This is a genomic window from Vibrio sinaloensis, from assembly GCF_023195835.1.
Taxonomy (GTDB): domain Bacteria; phylum Pseudomonadota; class Gammaproteobacteria; order Enterobacterales; family Vibrionaceae; genus Vibrio; species Vibrio sinaloensis_C.
Map to the genome: position 1 here is coordinate 729,862 of NZ_CP096199.1, position 22,028 is coordinate 751,889.

The window sequence follows — 22,028 nt, forward strand, 5'->3', positions numbered from 1 at the left end:
TACTTATTCTCGATGATAAGGGTGGTTGGCGGTGATACTCCACGCGCGATACAGACTCTCTGCCATCACAATTCTGACCAGCGGGTGAGGAAGTGTTAGCGCAGAGAGTGACCAGCTCTGATCCGCTGCCGCTTTGCAAGCGGGTGCCAATCCCTCAGGACCGCCGATTAAAATCGAGACATCTCGTCCGTCTAATTTCCAGCTTTCAAGTTGCTGGGCAAGTTGTGGCGTGTCCCACTTTTTGCCCGGGATATCGAGAGTAACAATTCGATTGCCTTTTGGCACGGCGGCCAACATGGCTTCGCCTTCTTTTTGCAAAATCCTTGCAATATCGGCATTTTTTCCGCGTTTTCCGGCGGTTATTTCTACAAGCTCAAGAGGCATGTCGTGGGGAAAACGGCGGCGGTACTCCTGAAAGCCCTCTTCGACCCACTTGGGCATCTTACTGCCGACAGCGATAAGCTGGATCTTCATCGCTTAACCCCAAAGTTTTTCGAGTTGGTAGAGTTCACGTTGCTCTTCTTGCATAACATGCACAATGGTCGAGCCCATATCAAGCACGACCCACTCTCCTTGCTCTTCACCATCGATACCCAATGGTGCAAGGCCAGCCAGTTTTGACTCTTTGGCCACGTGCTCGGCAATCGAAGAAACGTGGCGCTTGGAGGTGCCTGTACACACAATCATAAAGTCAGTAATGCTGGATTTACCTTGAACATCAATCGTTTTGATGTCTTGCGCTTTCATATCGTCGATTTTGTCGACTAAGAAGTCGTTTAACTGTTCAAGTTGCAAGGTGTTGTCCTCATTGGTTTTCTAGTTAACTTGTCGCCCTTTTTGACGGCGGCGAAGTATAGCACGCTTTTTATATCCGCACTTGTGGCAGGCAAATTTGGCAGCTTAGCTGGTGCAATAGTGGCCAACATGAGATCTCATATTGGGTTTTCGCAGTGATTTCAGCTTGAGCTAGGAGTTGCAGCTGCTTTGCCAGCAGGCTTGGGTTAAGTCTTTGCAGCGCAGCGGAGTAGAGCGGGCGTTTTGACTGCCAGATTCGATATTGCTCGAACACTTGTGCCAGGGTTTGGCTATTGAGCAGTGAGGCCATAGCAAACAATTGTGTCAGCTCTTTTTGCAAGGTGCGGATCAGGATAACTGATTCGATCCCTTCGGCCTCTAGCTGACGCAAAATACGCTGCGAACGTTTCGCTTTACCTGCTAATAGGGCATCGACCCAATGGAAAGCGGTGAAATGGTTATGGCGACTTAGCGCATGTTCCAGCCGAACTAAATTGAGCTGGCCGTCTGGATAGAGAAGCACAAGCTTTTCAAGACTTTGGCTCAAGGCAAACAAGTTACCTTCATGCCATTGCGCGAGCATCTGAACGGCTTCTTGATCGGGTTGTAGGCCCATTTTTCGGCAGCGCTGCTGCACAAACTGAGGCAGACGCTGAATATCAGGTGTTAGGCAATTCACCCAACACCCTTGGCTAGAAAGGGCTTTGAACCACTTTGCACTCTCTTGCGCTTTGGTTAATTTGCTGCCGATGATGACCAGTAAAACATCAGGATGAATCAGTTCGGCCACGGCCAGCAACTCTTTGGCGATGGCTGCATTGACACCCGTTTCAGGCAGTTCGAGCTCAATAACCTGCTTGGCCGAGAATAAACTCATGGCTTGGCAACAGTCGTACACCTGGTTCCAATCAAGATTACTACTGACAGCAAAGCGGTGTCGCTCTTCAAAGCCATGGGCAAACGCCGTCTGCTGAATGGCCTCACGTGACTCTTGTAGCAATAGGGGTTCATTGCCAAAAATCAGATAGATCGGGTGGAGCTGTTTGACCAGTTGCTCCGCTAATCGGTCGGCGAAAATGCGCATGGTGCTTATTGCTGAGTGTTCGTTGGCGCGCTGTTTTGTGCTTCGTCAGTGAAGAGCGTTTTAACTCGGTACTGCTCTTCGTCCGTACCAAGTTGAATTTCTTGCTCTTGTTCAAGGAGTTCGTTCGCTTCAATATCGGCTTTTAGGCGAGCCATCTGGCGAATGATTTGCGAAGCCGCTAACTTACGCATTTCGTCTTCAATCATGTCACGTTCAACCGATTTCGCCAGTGCTGTAAGCGGGTTGTCTAGGTAACTTCTGGTTACGCTGGTGGAGAAGGTTTTTGCCCCTAACTCTGGGATAGTGACGCGATAAGAAGCGCGGAAAGTGAGCTCTTTCTCCGCAGCGCGGGTGTTCTGATAAAGTGATAGAGTGCGCTCGCCAACCCCTTCACCAATCAGGTGTAGGTTAGGAATGTTCTCAGCAGGAGCGACGACGTCAATCTCACTCATACGCAGTTGACCTTTCATCATACGAGTAAAGCTACTGTACTGGTCGTAACTGGTTAGCGACATGGTCTCGAGTTCTTCTGGAATAGAGTAATCCCCGCGCAGGTGAAATCCACAAGCAGAGAGTAAAGAAGCGCTCAGGATGACCGCGGTCATCTTCAGCGAAGGGGAACTCAATAGTGATCGTACTCGTTGAGGAAACATAGTCTGGTAGCTCTCGATGATTATTGGAATACTTATCTTAAAATTCTAACTCAGGGCGAGGCTTTAAGCGAAAACCTTAAGATAAGTAAAGCAGGGCCGTACGCCCTGCTTTTAGAGTGACTGAATAGCAGTTAGTTCGCCACTATGTTAAGAAGTTTGCCCGGTACGTAGATAACTTTACGTACGGTTTTGCCTTTTGTGAACTTAGTAACATTCTCGTCGTTTAGACCAAGCTGTTCAATGTCGTCTTTCGAGATGTCTGCTGGTACGGTTAGTTTCGCGCGCAGCTTACCGTTTACCTGAACAACGATGGTTTTCTCATCTTCAACCAGAGCTTGCTCGTCGTAGCTAGGCCAAGCTGCGTTGTCGATGTCAGACTCACCCAGCGCGCCCCACATTTCAAATGAGATATGCGGAGTGATTGGGTAAAGCATCGCAACCACGGCTTTCAAGGCTTCATCAAGAATAGCGCGGTCTTGCGCAGAGTCTTGTGGCGCTTTGGCTAGCTTGTTCATCAGCTCCATGATGGCAGCGATGGCGGTGTTGAAGGTTTGACGACGTGCAATATCGTCCGTCACTTTGGCAATCGTCTTGTGAACGTCACGACGAAGCGCTTTTTGGTCACCAGAAAGCGCTGCTGGATCGACAGCTTCCGCTGCGCCCTTCGCTGCGTGTTCGTTGACGAGTTTCCATACACGTTTCAGGAAGCGGTTAGCGCCTTCAACGCCAGACTCTTGCCATTCAAGCGTCATGTCCGCAGGTGAGGCAAACATCATAAATAGACGTACTGTGTCCGCGCCGTATTTGTCGACCATCTCTTGTGGGTCAATGCCGTTGTTCTTCGACTTAGACATTTTGATCATGCCTGAGTGCTCAACGTCACGACCTTGGTTGTCTTTTGCTGAAGTTATGCGACCTTTGCCGTCACGCTCAACTGTTACGTCAGTTGGTGCCACCCACTCTTTACCGCCTTTCTCGTTCTCGAAGTAGAACGCATCCGCTAGTACCATGCCTTGACATAGTAGCTGCTTGAACGGTTCATCAGAGGTTACGTAGCCCGCATCACGTAGCAGTTTGTGGAAGAAGCGAGAGTAAAGTAGGTGCATACAAGCATGCTCGATACCACCGATGTACTGGTCTACTGGTAGCCAGTAGTTCGCTTTTTCAGGATCCAGAATGTCGTCCGCTTGTGGTGAACAGTAACGCGCGTAGTACCAAGAAGATTCCATGAACGTATCGAAGGTATCTGTCTCACGTAGAGCAGGTTCGCCGTTGAAGGTTGTCTTCGCCCATTCTTTATCTGCTTTGATTGGGCTAGTTACGCCATCCATAACCACGTCTTCTGGAAGAATGACTGGCAGTTGGTCTGCCGGTACTGGGTGAACCTGACCGTCTTCAGTGGTCACCATTGGGATTGGCGCGCCCCAGTAACGCTGACGAGAGACCCCCCAGTCACGTAGACGGAAATTGACAGTCTTCGTGCCTTTGCCTTCCGCTTCTAGTTTCGCTGCGATGGCATCGAACGCCGCTTGGAACTCAAGCCCATCAAACTCACCAGAGTCGAACAGAACCCCTTTCTCTGTGTACGCTTCTTGAGCAATGTTTAGCTCGCTGCCGTCAGTTGGCTTGATCACAGGGATGATATCTAGGCCGTACTTAGTTGCAAACTCAAAGTCGCGCTGGTCGTGTGCAGGTACTGCCATCACCGCGCCTGTACCGTAGTCCATTAGCACGAAGTTAGCCACGTAAACTGGCACTTCACGGCCGTTCAATGGGTGAATCGCAGTAAGGCCGGTCGCCATACCTTTCTTCTCCATTGTCGCCAGTTCCGCTTCCGCCACTTTGTTGTTCTTACATTCGTCGATAAAGGCTGCAAGCTCTGGGTTGTTCTCTGCTGCGATTGCCGCTAGAGGGTGACCGGCTGCGATACCGACGTAAGTCACACCCATTAGTGTGTCAGGGCGTGTTGTATAAACTTCTAGGTCTTGTTGACCTTTGACTTCAAACTTAAGCTCTACCCCTTCAGAGCGACCAATCCAGTTGCGCTGCATGGTCTTAACCATTTCAGGCCAACCGTCTAGGTTGTCTAAGTCGTCTAGAAGTTCTTGAGCGTATTCAGTGATCTTAATAAACCATTGAGGAATTTCTTTTTGCTCTACTGGAGTATCACAACGCCAGCAGCAGCCATCTTCCACCTGCTCGTTAGCCAGAACCGTTTGGTCGTTAGGACACCAGTTAACAGAAGAGGTCTTCTTGTACACTAGGCCTTTTTCATAAAGTTTAGTGAAGAACTCTTGTTCCCAGCGGTAGTACTCAGGTGTACAGGTCGCGAACTCACGATTCCAGTCGTAACCAAAGCCAAGCAACTTAAGCTGGTTTTTCATGTACTCGATGTTTTCGTAAGTCCAAGGTGCAGGTGCAGTTTTGTTCTTCACTGCTGCGTTTTCCGCAGGTAGGCCAAACGCATCCCAACCAATAGGTTGCATCACGTTTTTCCCTTGCAGGCGTTGGAAACGAGAAACCACATCACCGATGGTATAGTTACGCACGTGACCCATGTGCAGTCGGCCACTTGGGTATGGGAACATGGATAGACAGTAGAATTTTTCTTTGTTTGGGTCTTCACTTACAACAAAAGTCTTGTTGTCGTCCCAGTGCTGTTGAACTTTTTGCTCAATATCTTGCGGGTTGTATTGCTCTTGCATCGATGATATCCGGTTATCTTGGAATTTGTGAGTTCGGTTAGAACAGACATTAATAGATCGTCATAGAATACCTAAAGGAAAGGTACACAACAATAGCCAATCCCAAGTCTCGTCCCTTTCCCCAAGGTTGTTTCTAGCTCACGAGGCAAATTGGTTCAGGTCAGTGCGAAGGATTTATGGAGGTTGTTTATGCCGAAAAGAAAAGCAGGGTATGAAGAGATGCTTGAGGATGTGGTTGAAACCTTGAAGCACAGTCCTGAAGAGGTCAATCATGTATTGGAGAAGTCTGGCCAAGTCGCGAAAGCGGCCAATGACTTAACCAAAGACGAACTGGCTTTGGTTTCTGCCTACGTCAAATCTGATTTAAAAGAGTTTGCGGAAAACTACGAAGATTCAAAAAAAGGCCCCTTTTACTTGATGATTGCCGATTCGATTTGGCAAGGTTTATTGGAAATCACCGATAGAACCAAAGTTGAGTGGGTGGAGCTGTTTCAAGATCTAGAGCATCAAGGGCTGTATCAAGCCGGAGAAGTGATCGGCTTAGGCACCCTAGTGTGTGACGACTGCGGCCACAAGACTCAGTACAACCATCCAACAGTTATTATTCCGTGCATCAAATGCGGCTGCAAAGGCTTTAGTCGCCAGCCATTAAAACCGTAGGGACGCTGAGAGAGGGGCTCCACCCTGCGAGATGCGAGTACACTGCGCTTCGAATTCGGAATGCGCCCTATGAGAGGCGCTTGTGGTGAGCGAGTCAAAAGTTGCAGGTAGTGTGGCTACGAATTATCTGAACTTAAAAGGAAAGGGTTGACGCAATGTGCCAACCCTTCCAAACTGTCACTCGTCACTCGTCACTCGTCACTCGTCACTCGTCACTCGTCACTCGTCACTCGTCACTCGTCACTCGTCACTCGTCACTCGTCACTCGTCACTCGCTTTAGTCTCGCAATCTCCAACCTATCACCAGACTCAACATAACCCATAGATACAGCGGCCAGCTGCCCCACAAGTGGAATGGCGTTTGCCCCTCAGTCGAGGTAACTTCGGCGCGCAGTACCCCAGTTTCAAATTGTGGAATGTCAGCGATAACACGGCCCATGTGGTCGGTGATAGCCGTGACGCCGTTATTGGTGGAGCGGATAACCGGTTTGCCAAATTCTAGCGCGCGCATGCGTGCAATCTCCATATGTTGGAGAGGGCCGATAGAGCGGCCGAACCAAGCATCGTTCGACAGAGTAAGAATAAAGTCTGTCTCGTCGTCGATGTTTTGCCGCACTTGTTCGTTGAAGATAATCTCATAGCAAAGTGCTGGTGCCATCTGTTTTCCATTCGCTTCAATATTTGGCTGAATGAACTCACCGCGACTGAACGAGGACATAGGTAAGTTAAAGAACGGGGCCAGTGGGCGTAGAATGCTTTCAAATGGGACAAACTCGCCGAACGGCAGCAGGTGATGCTTGTGGTAGCGCTCATTCATATCATAGCGATACCCCGGTTGTGCTTTGTTGCCTAAGGTTAAGATGCTGTTATAGAACTTTTTATCTTCACTTTGATTAACAATCCCTGTGATGACTGCACTGTCATTCATCGCAGCGGCAGAGTCGAGATTGCTTAAAAATGAGGAGATCTCGAACTCAAACGCGGGAATTGCGGCTTCTGGCCAGATGATGATGTCAGCATCCCAGTTCTCTCGGGTCAGGTCGGTGTATTTCATTATGGTCGGCCAGCGTTGGCTGGGTTTCCATTTCAATGCTTGCGGTATATTCCCTTGAATCAGGGCAACCTTGGTGACCTGGTTGGTATCAGGTGTGACCCATTGAGCGGAGGTCAAGCCAAAACCGGTGGCAATAATCACCGCAGGAACAATCAGCGTAGACCAACGTTTATGCAGCAGTGCATAACCTAAACCCGCTGCACTGATTATCACCAACAGAGTAATCAGTTCGACACCGCCTACTGGCGCGAAATGACCAAGGGGGCTGTCAATCTGACTGTAGCCGAGCCATAACCAAGGAAAACCGGTCATTACCCAGCCGCGCAGCCAGTCGAAGATTAGCCACAAGGCCGGGGCGCCAAGTAGCCAGCGGGTACGAGTTGAAGTCGCGAACCAGCGATTGAGGCTCCAGCAGAACAACGCACTGTACAGCGCTAAGTATCCGACCAGCAGTGCCATAAGAAACAAACTGGCGGGTTTGGGCATGCCGCCAAAGTTGTCTATGCTGACATGTACCCAACTGATCCCCGTCGCAAATTGTCCTAGGCCCCATGCGTAGCCGATGGCAAACGCATATTTAGGCGTCTGCTTGTGGATAAGCAACAGCAGTAGCAGGGGGGAAATAATAGCGAGCGGCCATAAAGAGAATGGTGCAAAGGCTAGGGTGGTTGAGGCGCCAACAAAAACGGCCGCGAGCGGCCGTTTTAGGCGATGAAACAGTGTACTTATCATCGAATTCTCCATTAGGAGATGAGCGTTACTCGTCGGTGGTATCTAGCACCGACTCTTCGTCTGGTATCGTGACTTGAAGCTGAACCACACGGCGGTTATCGGCGGCGGTGACTTTGAAGTTGTAGCCGTCAATGCCGACCACTTCACCGCGCGAAGGCAGGTGACCAAATGCGGTCATGACCATGCCACCTACGGTGTCCACCTCTTCATCGCTGAAAGATGTGCCAAAGGTTTCATTGAACTCTTCAATTGTGGTGAGCGCTTTCACTGCGAAAGTGTGTTTGCTCAACTTACGAATATCCAACTCTTCCTCGTCATCGAACTCGTCTTCGATTTCGCCGACAATTTCTTCCAAAATATCTTCAATGGTGACCAGGCCTGAGACCCCGCCAAATTCGTCGACCACAATAGCCATGTGGTAGCGCTCTTGACGGAACTCTTTGAGTAGGCGATCAACACGCTTACTTTCAGGGACCACAACAGCAGGGCGTATGACCTGCTCAATATCAAAAGGTTCACTGTCTGAGCCTAAGTATTTAAGTAAGTCCTTCGCAAGCAGAATACCTTCCACGTGGTCTTTATCTTCGCTGATCACTGGGTAGCGAGAGTGCTGAGCATCAGTGATGAGGTTGATTAAGTTGTCGAGATCGTCACTGCGATCGACGGTGACCATTTGTGAACGCGGCAACATGATGTCGCGCACTCGCATTTCGGAGATCTCCATCACCCCTTCGAGCATATCTCGAGTGTCATGGTCGATCAGGTCGTTTTCTTCCGAGTCGCGAATCACATCCACGAGCTCTTGGCGATCTTTAGGTTCACCTTGGAATAACTGACCTAGGCGTCCGAAGAAGGACTTTCTACTCGGACCTTCAGATTTTTCTTTCTTACCTTCTAGAGAAGAGGGCGAATTGTCTTCGTTCATTGTTTCTCAAACTAGTAACGCTATCAGATGTGTGATAGCACACGTCGTAGCTCCCGAATAAAAAGACCAAAAGTGGTAAGCGCGCTTTCCACTATTGATTTCGGTTGGCTACTGTTTCTCTGCAATATAAGGGTCTTGAAAGCCCATAGATTGCATGATTTCTGTTTCGAGTGACTCCATCTCTTCGGCTTCGTCATCTTCGATATGATCATAACCTAGCAGATGCAGGCTGCCATGTACAACCATATGCGCCCAGTGCGCCATCAGCGGCTTGTTTTGCTCATCCGCTTCACGTTCAACCACTTGGCGACAGATAATCAGGTCACCCAATAAGTCCAGCTCCACGCCTGGCGGTGCTTCGAACGGAAAAGAGAGCACGTTAGTTGGCTTGTCTTTTCCACGGTAATCCCGATTAAGCTGCTGGCTCTCCGCTTCGTCCACGATGCGTACTGTCACCTCAGCTTGGGGCTGAAACTGGCTGATGGTGGTGCTCAACCAGTTTAGGATGTCGCTCTCGCTTGGTAATCCGCTTTGCTCTTCGACAGCAAGTTGTAGGTCGAGTTCGATTGTCATTATTTACCTTCAGTGGTTTCTGCTTGAACTTGTTTCGACAGCTCGGCTTTCGCCGTTTCAAGCAATTTAGCCTCGCGCTCTTCGCGACGTTTCTTTTCGTACTCTTTGCGCTCTTTTTGGTCTTGCGCTTCCCACTTCTCGTAAGCGTTGACAATGCGGGCAACCACGGGGTGGCGCACTACGTCGTCAGATTGGAAGAAGTTGAAGCTAATGTCATCCACTTCACTCAACACTTCGATGGCGTGGCGTAAACCAGATTTAGCGCCGCGAGGTAAATCGATCTGGGTAATATCTCCAGTGATAACCGCGCGCGAGTTGAAGCCAATTCGGGTTAAGAACATTTTCATTTGTTCCACCGTGGTGTTTTGGCTTTCGTCCAAGATAATAAACGCATCGTTGAGAGTACGACCACGCATATAGGCCAGTGGCGCGACTTCAATGACGTTACGCTCAATCAGTTTTTCTACTTTTTCAAAACCGAGCATCTCAAATAGCGCATCGTACAGTGGGCGCAAGTAAGGGTCGACTTTTTGGCTTAAGTCGCCAGGCAAAAAACCGAGCTTTTCACCCGCTTCGACCGCTGGACGAGTGAGTAGAATGCGGCGGATCTCTTGACGCTCTAATGCATCAACAGCGGCTGCGACCGCGAGATAGGTTTTCCCCGTACCGGCAGGACCAATACCGAAAGAGATGTCATGGGTGACCATGTTCATCAAGTATTGACCTTGGTTCGGTGTACGCGGTTTGATTACGCCTTTTTTGGTCTTGATAAAGACTTCTTTGCCATGCTCAATACTTGACCCTAAGTCTTGCTCCAACACGCCCGTCTCTTTGATGGCCAAGTGGATTTCATCGGGCTCGATATCGGGGATATTGCCGCGCACCGGAGCGGTGTTCACATACAGAGTTTTGATGATTTCCAACGCTGCGGCACTGGTATGCGGTTTACCCACGATAGTGAAAAAGTTACCACGGTAGCTGATTTCAACACCTAAACGGCGTTCTAAGTGTTTGATATTGTCATCGAAAGGACCGCACAAGCTGGCTAAGCGGCGGTTATCAGAAGGTTCTAGATTGATCTCTAGCGTTACAATTTTATTGCTCAAAGTTGCCTCTCATTTATGGCCGTCCGATTGAGACCGGACGGCCAATGATCCTGTATACCTTATCTAAGATGGTCACTCAGAAAGGCATTTTCAAGCTTAAGGTGTAAAAGTCGCTACACCTAGCTCATCTTCACGTTTGGTACGAGCCATCATTTGAGTTGGTGAAATAATGGTACGTAGATCCATGTCTTTCTCGGTGCGAACAAGCTCACCGCGCAACGAGTTGGCAAATACGTCGGTGATCTTCACATCAACGAACTGACCAATCAGGTCTGCGCTGCCTTCGAAGTTCACCACTCGGTTATTCTCTGTACGTGCGCGAAGCTCCATTAGATTCTTTTTCGATGGTCCTTCGACCAGCACGCGTTGCTCAGTGCCTAACATTAGGCGCGAATAACGCATCGCTTGGCTGTTGACGGTTTGCTGCAATTCGTACAAGCGCTGTTTTTTCTCTTCTTCTGATACGTCGCAAGGGTAGTCTGCTGCAGGTGTGCCCGGGCGAGGTGAGAAAATAAAGCTAAAGCTCATGTCGAAGTCGACATCTTTGATCAGTTTCATCGTGTCTTGGAAGTCTTTATCTGTCTCTCCAGGGAAACCGACGATGAAGTCAGAACTGATCTGAATGTCTGGACGCGCTTTACGCAGCTTACGAATAATCGATTTGTACTCAATGGCTGTGTGTGGACGCTTCATCATAGTGAGAATGCGATCGCTGCCACTTTGCACTGGTAGGTGCAGGAAGCTCACAAGCTCAGGCGTATCTTCGTAAACCGCGATAATGTCGTCAGTAAACTCAAGCGGATGGCTGGTCGTAAAGCGAATACGGTCGATACCATCAATAGACGCCACTAAACGCAGCAGCTCAGCGAAAGTACAGATTTCGCCGTCATGGGTTGGACCACGATAAGCGTTCACATTTTGCCCTAGCAGGTTTACTTCGCGCACGCCTTGCTCTGCAAGCTGGGCAATTTCGAATAGAACGTCATCCATAGGACGGCTCACTTCTTCACCGCGAGTATATGGCACAACGCAGTAAGTACAGTATTTTGAGCAGCCTTCCATAATCGATACAAACGCAGTCGCACCTTCTGCGCGTGGTTCTGGCAAGCGGTCAAACTTCTCGATCTCTGGGAACGAGATATCCATAACCGGCGCGTCATCTGATTGAGATTGCTTGATCATCTCTGGCAAGCGGTGCAGGGTTTGTGGGCCAAAAATGACGTCAACAAACGGTGCGCGCTCACGAATGTGGTCGCCTTCTTGGGTCGCGACACAACCGCCAACACCAATCACCACACCCTCTTTTTTGTCTTTAAGCGTTTTCCAACGACCTAGCTGGTGGAACACCTTCTCTTGCGCTTTTTCACGAATAGAACAGGTGTTGAGAAGTAGTACATCTGCCTCTTCTGGCTCTTCGGTTAGCTCGTAGCCGTTAGCCGCGTTCAGTAGATCCGCCATTTTAGATGAATCGTATTCGTTCATCTGGCAGCCCCAGGTTTTAATTAGCAGTTTCTTACTCATTGTTTCGCTCGATCGTTAGTTTAAATTAAGGGAGCAAATTGCCCAGTGTGACAATGGACCATCTTGAATAGGTTTTTGATGGTGTTGATATCTCGCTTATTCGCGAGCGGCGTATTGTACTGCTTTAAAAACCGACTGACTAGTACTGGGGAGAAATCAGTGATAACCGTTATTGCATAAGGGATTTGACCATATTTGACTTGAGGTTTTTGGTTACATTTTAGTGATGAAAACGTACAATAAAAAATAGCTAAAGAATCAATATGATGAAGTACGAATTATGAGCGATTTTGATGTTGCCGTCATCGGTGGCGGGATGGTTGGAGCGGCAACTGCAATTGGCTTTGCCCAGCAAGGGCGACGTGTGGTTGTGGTTGAAGGTGTGGAACCTATGCCGTTTGCCATGGAACAACCGCTAGATATCAGAGTGTCGGCTATTTCTCAGCACTCGGTGGCCATTTTAGAGTCTCTTGGCGCTTGGCAGGCGATCGCCAACATGCGCGTTTGTCCTTACCGCCGCTTGGAAACTTGGGAACACCCTGAGTGTCGTACTCGTTTTCATTCCGATAGCCTCAATATGCAACAGCTGGGGTTTATTGTGGAAAACCGTTTGATTCAGCTCGGGCTATGGCAACAATTACATTCGTTTGACAACATCACGCTTCATTGCCCCGACAGGCTTGAATCGATTGAGTTTGCAGAGGTGAATCGCGTCACTTTAGCCTCGGGAGGGTCGTTGACTGCCAAGTTAGTGGTTGGCGCAGACGGGGCTAATTCTAAAGTGCGTCAATTAGCACGGATCGGCATCACTGCTTGGGACTACCGTCAGCACTGTATGCTAATTAATGTGGAAACAGAGCGCGAACAACAGGACATTACCTGGCAGCAGTTTACTCCATCCGGACCACGTTCGTTTTTACCACTGAGCTCATTGCAAAAAGAGGGGCAATGGGTCGGGCAAGGTTCTTTGGTCTGGTACGATTCCCCGAAGCGTATTCGTCAGCTCTCTGCGATGTCTTTAGCGCAATTACGCCAAGAGATTCTAGCGGGGTTCCCTCAAGAGCTGGGTGATATCAAAGTGTTGCAGCATGGCTCGTTCCCTTTAACTAGGCGCCACGCTCAGCGCTATTGGCGTCATAACTGCGTGCTGGTTGGCGATGCCGCGCACACCATTAACCCGCTTGCAGGCCAAGGGGTGAATCTCGGCTTCAAGGATGTCGAGGCCTTACTTGATGTGTGTGACGGGGAAAATGAGCTTAATCAACAGACGCTGGCGAACTATGAAAAACGCAGACGTCCAGATAACTTGTTAATGCAGTCAGGAATGGATCTGTTCTATAAAGGGTTTAGCAATGATATTGCACCAGTGAAGTTGGTGCGCAATGCAGCGCTTAAGTTCGCGGAACACAGCCCGCTTAAGACTCAAGTCCTTAAGTACGCTTTAGGTTTATAAAATCAATTACACCAGTCGATTTGTGCTGATTGCTATACAACAAAAAAACGCAGCCATAGGCTGCGTTTTCTTATGCGGTACTAAGTGAGTTTACTTAGTGACGCGTAGTACTGGCGTTTCACCAACAACAACAGAACCAGAAAGCTTGTTCAGCTCTTTGATTTCGTCCATGTTTGAGATAACAACAGGAGTCAAAGTCGACTTCGCTTTTTCTTCTAGAAGTGCTAGATCGAATTCGATGATAGTGTCACCCGCTTTAACTGATTGACCTTCTTCAGCGATGCGCGTGAAGCCTTCGCCTTTTAGCTCAACAGTATCGATACCGAAGTGAACAAACAGTTCAACGCCATCGTCAGATTCGATAGAAAACGCGTGGTTGGTTTCGAAAATCTTACCAATTGTACCGTTAACAGGAGCTACCATCTTGTTGCCAGCAGGCTTGATAGCGATACCATCACCAACGATTTTCTCAGCGAAAACAACATCTGGCACATCTTCGATGTTTACGATTTCACCAGAAAGAGGTGCGATGATTTCGATTGCACCCGCGTCAGCGCTGTCGTCAGATACTAGCTTCTTAAGTTTGTCAAACAGACCCATTGTGTCATGCTCCTAACGTTTTAATTTAATTCTGTCGAATTATAGTATACCAATCTCTCGAGATAGACGACAAATTTCGCCGCCTATCTTATTGGAATTAACTGATTATTGAGTTTTCTCTGCGATGAATTTTTCTACTACAGCTTCAATTTCTGCTGCTGTTGGTAGAGATAGCGCGTGTTCTGCCATCGCTTTCACTTCTGCGAAGTTAGAGTTGCGAATCACTTTCTTCACTTTAGGGATAGAAATACCGCTCATAGAGAACTCATCTAGGCCCATACCTAGCAGAAGTAGTGTTGCACGCTCATCACCTGCAAGCTCACCACACATACCCGTCCATTTACCTTCAGCGTGCGAAGCGTCGATAACTTGCTTGATCACTGTAAGTACTGCTGGAGATAGTGGGTTGTATAGGTGAGAAATCATCTCGTTACCACGGTCTACTGCGAGTGTGTACTGAGTCAGGTCGTTAGTGCCGATAGAGAAGAAGGCCACTTCTTTTGCAAGGTGCGGTGCGATAGCAGCGGCTGCTGGTGTCTCAACCATTACACCGATTTCGATCTCTTCGTCGAATGCATGGCCTTCAGCACGTAGTTCTGCTTTGTACTCTTCGATCGCTTGTTTTAGCTCGCGAATTTCTTCGACAGAGATGATCATTGGGAACATGATACGTAGCTTACCGTGTGCAGACGCACGCAGAATACCACGCAACTGGTCACGGAGGATTTCACGACGGTCCAAGCTGATACGTACAGCACGCCAGCCCAGGAACGGGTTCATCTCTTGTGGCAAGTCCATGTATGGAAGATCTTTGTCACCACCGATATCCATAGTTCGGATGATCACTGATTCCCCGTTCATTGCTTCAGCAACTTCTTTGTACGCTTGGTACTGTTCTTCTTCAGTTGGCAGCGCGTCACGATCCATGAATAGGAACTCAGTACGGTATAGGCCAACGCCTTCACCGCCGTTACGCAGGATACCGTCACAGTCTTTCACTGTACCGATGTTACCGCAAACTTCTACGCGGTGACCGTCTAGCGTCTCAGCGTGCAGATCTTTCAGCTTGGCAAGCTCTTCTTTTTCAGCAAGGAACGCCGCTTTAACAGCTTTTGCTTCTTCGAGTTCAGCTTCAGATGGATTGATAACGATCTTGTTGTTCATCGCATCAAGAATCAGCATGTCGCCGTTCTTAACTTGTTTAGTGATGTCGTTAGTACCAACGATAGCTGGAAGCTCAAGAGAACGAGCCATGATAGAAGTGTGAGAAGTACGACCGCCGATGTCACAAGCAAAACCTAGCACGTAATCAAGGTTGATCTGGGCAGTTTCAGATGGAGTCAGGTCGTAAGCAACTAGGATAACTTCTTGGTCAATATCGCTTAGAGAAACGATGTTGATGCCTAGTGCGTTTTTCACAAAACGTGAGCCGATGTCGCGGATGTCGGTCGCACGTTCTTTCAAATATTCGTCGTCTAGAGATTCTAGAGCTGATGCTTGCTCTTCGATAACGGTGTAAATCGCGTTATCGGCGTGCATCTTGTCATTTTTGATCAGTGCTAGGATTTCTTCCTCTAGCTCTTCGTCTTCAAGAAGCATAATGTGACCTTCAAAGATCGCTTCTTTTTCTTCACCGAAGGTTTCAAGTGCTTTCTGCTTGATAGTTTCGAGTTGAGCCGCTGACTTGTTACGTGCGTCGAAGAAACGTGCAACTTCAGCTTCTACTTGATCATCAGAAATAGTGTTTGTGTTTAGGACAATTTCATCTTCTTGAAGTAGTAGTGCTTTACCGATAGCAATACCAGGAGATGCTAGGATGCCTGAAATCATAGCCTTACCTTAAATTGGTCAACTTTAAAACGGGAGAATTATGAGTGCGCTAACGAATAGTTGTAGCTTATATATTGGCCTATTTCCAACAAAGCCATTTTGCGTTGACAAAATGGCTTTGAAAATAGGAGACCGGATTAGTGTAGCTTGTCCATTAGAGCTACTAGGTGGTCTACAGCTTGTTGAGCTTGCGGGCCCTCAGCTGAGATAGAAACTACTGTACCTTTAACTAGGCCAAGAGTTTGTAGCTTGAAAAGGCTCTTCGCGCTAGCGCTTTTGCCGTTAGAAGTCACAGTGATGTCCGCGTCGAATGCTTTAGCTTCTTTAACGAACTGTGCAGCTGGACGAGTGTGAAGACCGTTTTCTGCAGTGATTTCTACTTGCTTCTCGTACATGTTATATACCCCAATTGATTTATATTTTGATAGTTTCTTAACCAGTTTTAGCTTAACCATAAAAAAACGTTTCTGCTAGTCTCGAGACGTGGATTACGTGTCAGAACTGAAGCCGGTTGTAAAAATCTCAATCGCGATGTCAGTCTGTGCTGACTGTCGCCAATGATAGTAATTCTTATGTTGTTTTATTTTACAGCTAGAAATAAAACAGTTCTGATATTACCAAAGGTGGGGCAGGGATCAACAAAAAAGCCCCTGAACGGGGCTTTTTTAAACGAAAAATTGATTTGACACAGTTTACTGTTGGTTCTCTTTCTCGGTAAAGATGCCAGCAAAAAGTGCCGTGCTGAGGTAACGTTCGCCAGAGCTTGGTAGAACCGTAACGATAGTTTTACCAGCAAATTCAGGCAGTTCTGCAATTCTGTTCGCAGCAACAACGGCAGCGCCTGATGAAATGCCCGCCAGAATTCCTTCCTCTTCCATTAGACGGCGAGCCATCGCGATTGCTTCGTCTGAAGTAACTGGTTCAACGCGGTCAATCAGCTCAAGATCTAGGTTGCCAGGGATGAAACCTGCGCCAATACCTTGGATTTTGTGCGGAGCTGGTTGAATTTCTTCGCCTGCTAGCGCTTGAGCAATCACTGGTGACTCAGCAGGCTCTACCGCTACAGAAACAATGTTCTTGCCTTTTTCGCCTTTAATAAAGCGGCTTGTACCGGTTAGTGTACCGCCAGTACCAACACCTGCTACGAACACATCAACTTCACCATCCGTTGCTTCCCAAATTTCAGGACCAGTGGTCTTCTCGTGAATCTGTGGGTTGGCAGGGTTGTTGAACTGCTGTAGAAGAAGGTATTTGTCTGGATTGCTCGCGACGATTTCTTCTGCTTTAGCGATAGCGCCCTTCATGCCTTTCGCCGCTTCAGTTAGCTCTAGGTTTGCACCCAGTGCTTTAAGCAATTTGCGGCGCTCAAGACTCATTGACTCAGGCATTGTTAGAGTTAACTTGTAACCACGAGCAGCAGCAACGAAAGCCAGTGCCACACCAGTGTTACCACTTGTCGGCTCGACAAGTTCAACACCAGGTTTTAGCGTACCTGCTTTTTCTGCTTCCCAAATCATGTTGGCACCGATACGACATTTAACGCTGAAGCTTGGGTTACGAGCTTCAATTTTAGCCAGTACCTTACCGTTACTGACTTTGTTTAGGCGTACTAGCGGGGTGTTACCAATCGTTTGAGAGTTGTCTTCGTAGATTTTGCTCATGGTGTGATCCTTCATCTTCGTTTCACTTGTATGCGCTCAACGGTAGCACACACAACAGAGTTGGAAATAATTGATGAGTAGAAGATTAGGCCAGCTTCAAAAACGAGAAAAGGATTAAATAGTTATATGATATGAAAGGGTGAGAGGAAGGAGCGGGCTACGCCCTAAAGAACGCTTCGCTCCGAGACCGGACTTCGTCCTGCGAGAATTTAGCTCGGGCTCTGCCCTGCGAGAGGTGGGGTTGGGGAGTGAGTTGATGGAACCTTTAGTGCAAAGGCATTGACAGGACTTGTGCCTGCGCAGAGATAGTATTCTCGCCTCTCGCCTCTCGCCTCTCGCCTCTCGCCTCTCGCCTCTCGCCTCTCGCCTCTCGCTACTTCTTAAACTCCGCTACCCACATCGATGTTGCGCCACACACGGCAACCGGCATGACGATTAAATTGATAATCGGAATGGTGGTGAAGATAGAGATAAGTGCGCCAAAGCCGTAAGCCTTAGATTGTTTTTGTTTCAAATTGTAACGCATGTCGTTGAACGAAACTTTGTGGTTATCGAACGGATAGTCACAGTATTGAATCGCCAGAATCCAAGCGGTGAAAATGAACCATAGGAAAGGGCCGACGGTTTGTCCCAAAGCAGGGATCAGCAACAGCAAAAATAGCCCGATGGTCTTAGGTAGCACGTATATAAGTTTGCGCCATTCGCGTGCCAAAACTCGGGGCGTATCTTTTATCACCGCAAGTGGACCGTCATCGTTGACACTTTGCCCGGTCAGATGTGCTTCCACCTTTTCGGCCAGCAGACCGTTAAATGGCGCCGCGACAAAGTTGGCTAAGGTGCTAAAAAAATAGGAAAAGGTGGCGAGAATCGTTAGCACTAGAAGTGGCCATAGCAGATAGCTTAACCATGAGAGAAAGTCGGGTAGCTGACCCATTAACTGAGTGATCCAGCTATCCAGATTTGAAAATAAGTAAAATAGCGCCCCACCCACCAAGACAATATTCGCCAGGAGTGGAAAAATTACGAAGCGGCGTATGCCGGGAGTCAACGCCAGCTCGATGCCGTGGAAGAAATAACCAAATCCGGAACGCTGTTGTGTTTGTCTATTCATATCAAGTCAATTGTTGTAAAAACGAACGCTATGTATCTTAACAAGAAAAAAGCGTGTTCAAAATCACAACATTAGGGGAACTTCTCACATTAAGTTGTTCTAAAACAGGGCAGAGTTTTGGTAGAGTAACTCACAGTTAAGGTTTTAACGTATCTTTGCGGCCTGCTGATCAGCGTGCTGTAACGAACACAACGAGAGCTAAAAATGCAGGAACTGCGATTTGTACTCATAATAGTTGGAGCAATAGCGATAGCGGCTTTGCTGTTTCACGGTTTATGGACAAGTAAAAAAGAAGGCAAAGCGAAGTTTGGGAATAAACCCATCGGTAAGCTTGAAAATGACGCGGATGAGACAGACGCTACGCTTGAGCGAGCTTTTGCTCCAGAGGATGATTTTGAAATCATTAAAAAAGAGCGCAAAGAGCCCGGGTTTGTTGGTGAAGATGAGATTGTCGCCGATCCTCTTATAGACAACTACCCATCTCAGACTGAAGCAGAGTCTCCACTAGTGGAGGACGACGAAGTCGACGTTCCCTCAATTTCTACCCGTGCGGTTGAAGAAACAGACATTGAGCCACAAGTTATTGATGAGCCAATTGATGTTGCCAAGCCGGCTGAATCAGACTCGCAGCCTGAACCCGAATCAGAACAACCGCTCGAAGTGATTGTCATTAATGTTCATTGTTCTGGTAACGAGCCGTTTATTGGCACTAAATTATTTGAAAGCATGCAGCAAAATGGATTGATCTATGGCGAGATGGATATTTTCCATCGTCATGCCGATCTCTCCGGCACCGGCAAGGTGTTGTTTAGTGTCGCCAATATGATGAACCCAGGCACACTCAAACATGATGATCCTGCTGAGTTCACCACTAAAGGTATCTCGTTCTTCATGACCATGCCGTGCTTTGGCGATCCGGAGCACAACTTTAAGTTGATGCTGAAAACCGCTCAACAAATTGCCGATGACTTAGGCGCTAACGTGCTTGATGATGCGCGTAACCTGATCACGCCGAATCGCATTGACGCCTATAAAGAACAAGTTAAGCAGTTTAAATTGTCGCAACAAGCCTAGCTTTTCCCCATTACAGAGGGCTCCGTTCGGGGCCTTTTTTATTTTATGGTCGGGATGATTACCGCCGTATTGCGCCCAAGTCCATGGAGCGCCATACTTCCCTCATTTGCTAGATGCAATTTGAGCGGAGATTCCGCCTAATCAGTAACAGAGTGCCTTATGTCGCAAGATATCCAACAACAACTTAATCAGTTAAGAGAGACGCTTCACCATCATGGTGTTAAGTACTACGTTGAAGATAACCCGGAAATTCCGGATGCAGAATACGACCGTTTAATGCGCGAGCTGATCGAGCTTGAGGCTCAGTATCCAGATTTGGTCACACCTGACTCACCCAGTCAGCGAGTCGGTGGTATGCCTTTAAGTGGTTTCGAATCGGTCCAGCATCAAATTCCCATGTTGTCGCTTGATAATGCGTTTGATGACAGTGAAATTGACAGTTTCTACAAGCGTATGTGTGACCGTTTAGATGGTCAAACCGTTAGCCATTTTTGTTGTGAGCCTAAGCTTGATGGATTGGCGGTGAGCCTGCTTTATCAAGATGGTGTGTTGGTTCAAGCTGCCACTCGTGGCGACGGCGCGACCGGTGAAAACATCACAGAAAATGTGCGCACCATCAAGTCTATTCCGCTCAAGCTTTATGGCAGCGGCTGGCCAACCCGATTGGAAGTCCGCGGCGAAGTCTTTATGCCAAAAGCCGGCTTTGAGAAGCTGAACCAAACCGCGCTCAAGAAAGGCGAGAAAGTTTTTGTCAATCCGAGAAATGCTGCAGCGGGCAGTTTACGTCAGCTAGACTCACGCATCACTGCCACTAGGCCACTAAACTTTTATGCTTATAGCGTTGGGGTGGTTGAGGGAGCTACGCTTTCCGACAGTCATTACCAACGCTTTTTACAGCTAAAAAGCTGGGGCTTACCTATGTGTCCAGAAACCAAACTGGTCGAAGGGATGCAACAAGTGAAAGCCTATTACCAGGATATTCTTGCTAGGCGCGATCAATTACCGTATGAGATTGATGGCGTGGTCATTAAAGTCGATGCGATAGAGCAACAGCAGCAGTTAGGCTTTGTCGCTCGAGCGCCTCGCTGGGCCATTGCTTATAAGTTTCCTGCACAAGAAGAGATGACGCTGCTCAATGATGTTGAGTTTCAAGTCGGGCGAACTGGCGCAATCACCCCAGTGGCAAAGCTTGAACCTGTGTTTGTTGGAGGCGTGACGGTGAGTAACGCCACGCTGCACAATGCCGACGAGATTGAACGACTGGGTGTCATGATTGGTGACTGCGTAGTGATTCGCCGAGCGGGTGATGTGATCCCTCAAGTGGTCTCAGTAGTCAAAGATCGCCGCCCAGAGAGCGCGCGTGAGATTGTATTTCCCACCCAGTGTCCGGTTTGTCACTCAGAGGTTGAGCGTGTCGAAGGTGAAGCGGTTGCTCGCTGCACCGGAGGACTAGTTTGTCAGGCTCAGCGCAAACAAGCTTTGAAGCACTTTGTGTCGCGCAAAGCGCTCGACGTAGACGGCTTGGGCGATAAAGTGATTGAGCAGCTTGTTGACCGTGAAATGGTTGAAACGCCAGCGGACCTGTTCAAGCTCTCCGCTGGGGTGTTGACCGTGCTGGAGCGAATGGGACCTAAGTCGGCACAAAATGTGGTGGAAGCTTTGAACAAATCTAAGCAGACCACGTTAGCGCGTTTTCTCTATTCACTGGGCATTCGCGAGGTTGGCGAGGCGACTGCTGCCAATTTGGCACAACACTTCCAAAACCTAGAGGCGGTGATGGCGGCGACCCACGAACAGCTGATTGAAGTTCAGGATATCGGCGCGATTGTAGCCAGCCATGTAACTGCTTTTTTTGCAGAGGATAAAAATAAGTCGGTGATCGCGGATTTGCTGGAGCAGGGGATACATTGGCCTGAGATCGAACAGGTCGATGAGAGTGTTCCACAGCCGCTTGCAGGTAAAACTGTCGTGCTTACTGGCTCACTTTCTCAATTGACTCGTTCAGACGCCAAAGCCGCTCTAGAACGTCTTGGTGCTAAAGTAACCGGCAGTGTATCGAAGAAAACGGACCTATTGTTTGCTGGCGATAATGCGGGCTCTAAACTGGCTAAAGCACAAGAGTTAGGTATCGAGGTCAAAACGGAAGCTGATATCATCGCACTGATTCAATCCTAAGTTCATTCTGACCAATATCAAAGCTAATAAAACCTCAAAATGACTATTTTGAGGTTTTATTTTTTTCTTAAAATAACCCTGTCTAATTTGCTCAAAATGTCGTTTGTTAATTTCCGTGATAACGATCTCCTATCTCAATAACGCTCGAATATCGTCGCGATCAATGCGACGCACTTCAATAAATTGTTAATCCTAAAAAGTATAAGTTACTGTTTTGTATGCATTTAAATTAGGAAGGCGTAAGTTCCATTGCTAAACAAGATCTTGATCACTAACTTGATAAAAATTTGTGGCAGCTCATATTTTTTTATTCGGA

General features: G+C 48.1%; 19 protein-coding genes. 4 read left to right on the plus strand and 15 right to left on the minus strand.

Features of this window, described 5'->3' with window-relative positions; genetic code table 11:
• Positions 1 to 3 precede the first annotated feature (3 nt).
• From rlmH to leuS, 5 genes are all read right to left on the minus strand, one after another.
• Positions 4 to 474, minus strand: coding sequence for a 23S rRNA (pseudouridine(1915)-N(3))-methyltransferase RlmH (rlmH, locus tag MTO69_RS03420; protein ID WP_248331145.1), 471 nt, complete (start codon positions 472 to 474; stop codon positions 4 to 6).
• Positions 475 to 477: 3 nt separating this feature from the next.
• Complete coding sequence (gene rsfS, locus MTO69_RS03425; protein ID WP_248331147.1) at positions 478 to 795, minus strand: ribosome silencing factor; 318 nt, start codon at positions 793 to 795, stop codon at positions 478 to 480.
• 70 nt (positions 796 to 865) lie between these two features.
• On the minus strand, positions 866 to 1,879 hold the full coding sequence (gene holA, locus MTO69_RS03430; protein ID WP_248331149.1) for a DNA polymerase III subunit delta: 1,014 nt from the start codon (positions 1,877 to 1,879) through the stop codon (positions 866 to 868).
• A gap of 5 nt (positions 1,880 to 1,884) precedes the next feature.
• Positions 1,885 to 2,532, minus strand: coding sequence for an LPS assembly lipoprotein LptE (gene lptE, locus MTO69_RS03435; protein ID WP_248331151.1), 648 nt, complete (start codon positions 2,530 to 2,532; stop codon positions 1,885 to 1,887).
• A gap of 131 nt (positions 2,533 to 2,663) precedes the next feature.
• Positions 2,664 to 5,237: a leucine--tRNA ligase gene (leuS, locus tag MTO69_RS03440; RefSeq protein ID WP_248331153.1), complete on the minus strand. Its 2,574-nt coding sequence runs from the start codon at positions 5,235 to 5,237 to the stop codon at positions 2,664 to 2,666.
• Between the two features lie 189 nt (positions 5,238 to 5,426).
• Between leuS and MTO69_RS03445 the strand changes: the two genes are divergently transcribed.
• A complete protein-coding gene (locus MTO69_RS03445) occupies positions 5,427 to 5,897 on the plus strand; it encodes a zinc ribbon-containing protein (RefSeq protein ID WP_248331155.1) in 471 nt (156 codons plus the stop codon).
• Positions 5,898 to 6,174: 277 nt separating this feature from the next.
• Here MTO69_RS03445 and lnt read toward each other — a convergent pair whose 3' ends face one another.
• The 5 genes from lnt to miaB form a co-directional block, all read right to left on the minus strand.
• On the minus strand, positions 6,175 to 7,683 hold the full coding sequence (gene lnt / locus MTO69_RS03450) for an apolipoprotein N-acyltransferase (protein WP_248331157.1): 1,509 nt from the start codon (positions 7,681 to 7,683) through the stop codon (positions 6,175 to 6,177).
• 25 nt (positions 7,684 to 7,708) lie between these two features.
• Positions 7,709 to 8,608, minus strand: coding sequence for a CNNM family magnesium/cobalt transport protein CorC (corC, locus tag MTO69_RS03455; protein WP_248331159.1), 900 nt, complete (start codon positions 8,606 to 8,608; stop codon positions 7,709 to 7,711).
• A 108-nt stretch (positions 8,609 to 8,716) separates the two neighbouring features.
• A complete protein-coding gene (gene ybeY, locus MTO69_RS03460; RefSeq protein WP_248331161.1) occupies positions 8,717 to 9,181 on the minus strand; it encodes an rRNA maturation RNase YbeY in 465 nt (154 codons plus the stop codon).
• On the minus strand, positions 9,181 to 10,287 hold the full coding sequence (locus MTO69_RS03465; RefSeq protein WP_248331163.1) for a PhoH family protein: 1,107 nt from the start codon (positions 10,285 to 10,287) through the stop codon (positions 9,181 to 9,183). Before MTO69_RS03465 ends, ybeY begins: the two co-directional genes overlap by 1 nt.
• A 96-nt stretch (positions 10,288 to 10,383) precedes the next feature.
• Complete coding sequence (gene miaB / locus MTO69_RS03470) at positions 10,384 to 11,808, minus strand: tRNA (N6-isopentenyl adenosine(37)-C2)-methylthiotransferase MiaB (protein ID WP_248331165.1); 1,425 nt, start codon at positions 11,806 to 11,808, stop codon at positions 10,384 to 10,386.
• A gap of 280 nt (positions 11,809 to 12,088) precedes the next feature.
• On the opposite strand from miaB, the gene MTO69_RS03475 reads away from it, so the two are divergent.
• Positions 12,089 to 13,261, plus strand: coding sequence for a 2-octaprenyl-3-methyl-6-methoxy-1,4-benzoquinol hydroxylase (locus MTO69_RS03475; protein ID WP_248331167.1), 1,173 nt, complete (start codon positions 12,089 to 12,091; stop codon positions 13,259 to 13,261).
• Positions 13,262 to 13,351: 90 nt separating this feature from the next.
• Here MTO69_RS03475 and crr read toward each other — a convergent pair whose 3' ends face one another.
• The 5 genes from crr to cysZ form a co-directional block, all read right to left on the minus strand.
• Positions 13,352 to 13,861, minus strand: a complete 510-nt coding sequence (gene crr / locus MTO69_RS03480) for a PTS glucose transporter subunit IIA (RefSeq protein WP_248331168.1) — start codon at positions 13,859 to 13,861, stop codon at positions 13,352 to 13,354.
• A 105-nt stretch (positions 13,862 to 13,966) separates the two neighbouring features.
• Positions 13,967 to 15,691 (minus strand): phosphoenolpyruvate-protein phosphotransferase PtsI, encoded by a 1,725-nt coding sequence (gene ptsI / locus MTO69_RS03485; protein WP_248331170.1) that lies wholly within the window; start codon positions 15,689 to 15,691, stop codon positions 13,967 to 13,969.
• Between the two features lie 137 nt (positions 15,692 to 15,828).
• Entirely contained in the window at positions 15,829 to 16,086 is a 258-nt protein-coding gene (locus MTO69_RS03490) for an HPr family phosphocarrier protein (protein ID WP_248331172.1), read from the minus strand.
• A 297-nt stretch (positions 16,087 to 16,383) separates the two neighbouring features.
• Positions 16,384 to 17,352, minus strand: a complete 969-nt coding sequence (cysK, locus tag MTO69_RS03495) for a cysteine synthase A (protein ID WP_248331174.1) — start codon at positions 17,350 to 17,352, stop codon at positions 16,384 to 16,386.
• 373 nt (positions 17,353 to 17,725) lie between these two features.
• Complete coding sequence (gene cysZ, locus MTO69_RS03500; protein ID WP_248331176.1) at positions 17,726 to 18,463, minus strand: sulfate transporter CysZ; 738 nt, start codon at positions 18,461 to 18,463, stop codon at positions 17,726 to 17,728.
• A gap of 204 nt (positions 18,464 to 18,667) precedes the next feature.
• Here cysZ and zipA point away from each other — a divergent pair, with 204 nt between their 5' ends.
• Together zipA and ligA are read left to right on the plus strand one after the other, a co-directional pair.
• Positions 18,668 to 19,537, plus strand: a complete 870-nt coding sequence (gene zipA / locus MTO69_RS03505; protein ID WP_248331178.1) for a cell division protein ZipA — start codon at positions 18,668 to 18,670, stop codon at positions 19,535 to 19,537.
• A gap of 159 nt (positions 19,538 to 19,696) precedes the next feature.
• On the plus strand, positions 19,697 to 21,712 hold the full coding sequence (gene ligA, locus MTO69_RS03510; protein ID WP_248331180.1) for an NAD-dependent DNA ligase LigA: 2,016 nt from the start codon (positions 19,697 to 19,699) through the stop codon (positions 21,710 to 21,712).
• The last annotated feature ends 316 nt before the right edge of the window (positions 21,713 to 22,028 follow it).

Bases quoted from the DNA above. Each gene is read 5' to 3' on its own strand.
- rlmH (WP_248331145.1), bottom strand. From the start codon at position 474: ATGAAGATCCAGCTTATCGCTGTCGGCAGTAAGATGCCCAAGTGGGTC.
- holA (WP_248331149.1), bottom strand. From the start codon at position 1,879: ATGCGCATTTTCGCCGACCGATTAGCGGAGCAACTGGTCAAACAGCTC.
- lptE (WP_248331151.1), bottom strand. From the start codon at position 2,532: ATGTTTCCTCAACGAGTACGATCACTATTGAGTTCCCCTTCGCTGAAG.
- leuS (WP_248331153.1), bottom strand. From the start codon at position 5,237: ATGCAAGAGCAATACAACCCGCAAGATATTGAGCAAAAAGTTCAACAG.
- MTO69_RS03445 (WP_248331155.1), top strand. From the start codon at position 5,427: ATGCCGAAAAGAAAAGCAGGGTATGAAGAGATGCTTGAGGATGTGGTT.
- lnt (WP_248331157.1), bottom strand. From the start codon at position 7,683: ATGATAAGTACACTGTTTCATCGCCTAAAACGGCCGCTCGCGGCCGTT.
- corC (WP_248331159.1), bottom strand. From the start codon at position 8,608: ATGAACGAAGACAATTCGCCCTCTTCTCTAGAAGGTAAGAAAGAAAAA.
- ybeY (WP_248331161.1), bottom strand. From the start codon at position 9,181: ATGACAATCGAACTCGACCTACAACTTGCTGTCGAAGAGCAAAGCGGA.
- miaB (WP_248331165.1), bottom strand. From the start codon at position 11,808: ATGAGTAAGAAACTGCTAATTAAAACCTGGGGCTGCCAGATGAACGAA.
- MTO69_RS03475 (WP_248331167.1), top strand. From the start codon at position 12,089: ATGAGCGATTTTGATGTTGCCGTCATCGGTGGCGGGATGGTTGGAGCG.
- crr (WP_248331168.1), bottom strand. From the start codon at position 13,861: ATGGGTCTGTTTGACAAACTTAAGAAGCTAGTATCTGACGACAGCGCT.
- ptsI (WP_248331170.1), bottom strand. From the start codon at position 15,691: ATGATTTCAGGCATCCTAGCATCTCCTGGTATTGCTATCGGTAAAGCA.
- MTO69_RS03490 (WP_248331172.1), bottom strand. From the start codon at position 16,086: ATGTACGAGAAGCAAGTAGAAATCACTGCAGAAAACGGTCTTCACACT.
- cysK (WP_248331174.1), bottom strand. From the start codon at position 17,352: ATGAGCAAAATCTACGAAGACAACTCTCAAACGATTGGTAACACCCCG.
- cysZ (WP_248331176.1), bottom strand. From the start codon at position 18,463: ATGAATAGACAAACACAACAGCGTTCCGGATTTGGTTATTTCTTCCAC.
- zipA (WP_248331178.1), top strand. From the start codon at position 18,668: ATGCAGGAACTGCGATTTGTACTCATAATAGTTGGAGCAATAGCGATA.
- ligA (WP_248331180.1), top strand. From the start codon at position 19,697: ATGTCGCAAGATATCCAACAACAACTTAATCAGTTAAGAGAGACGCTT.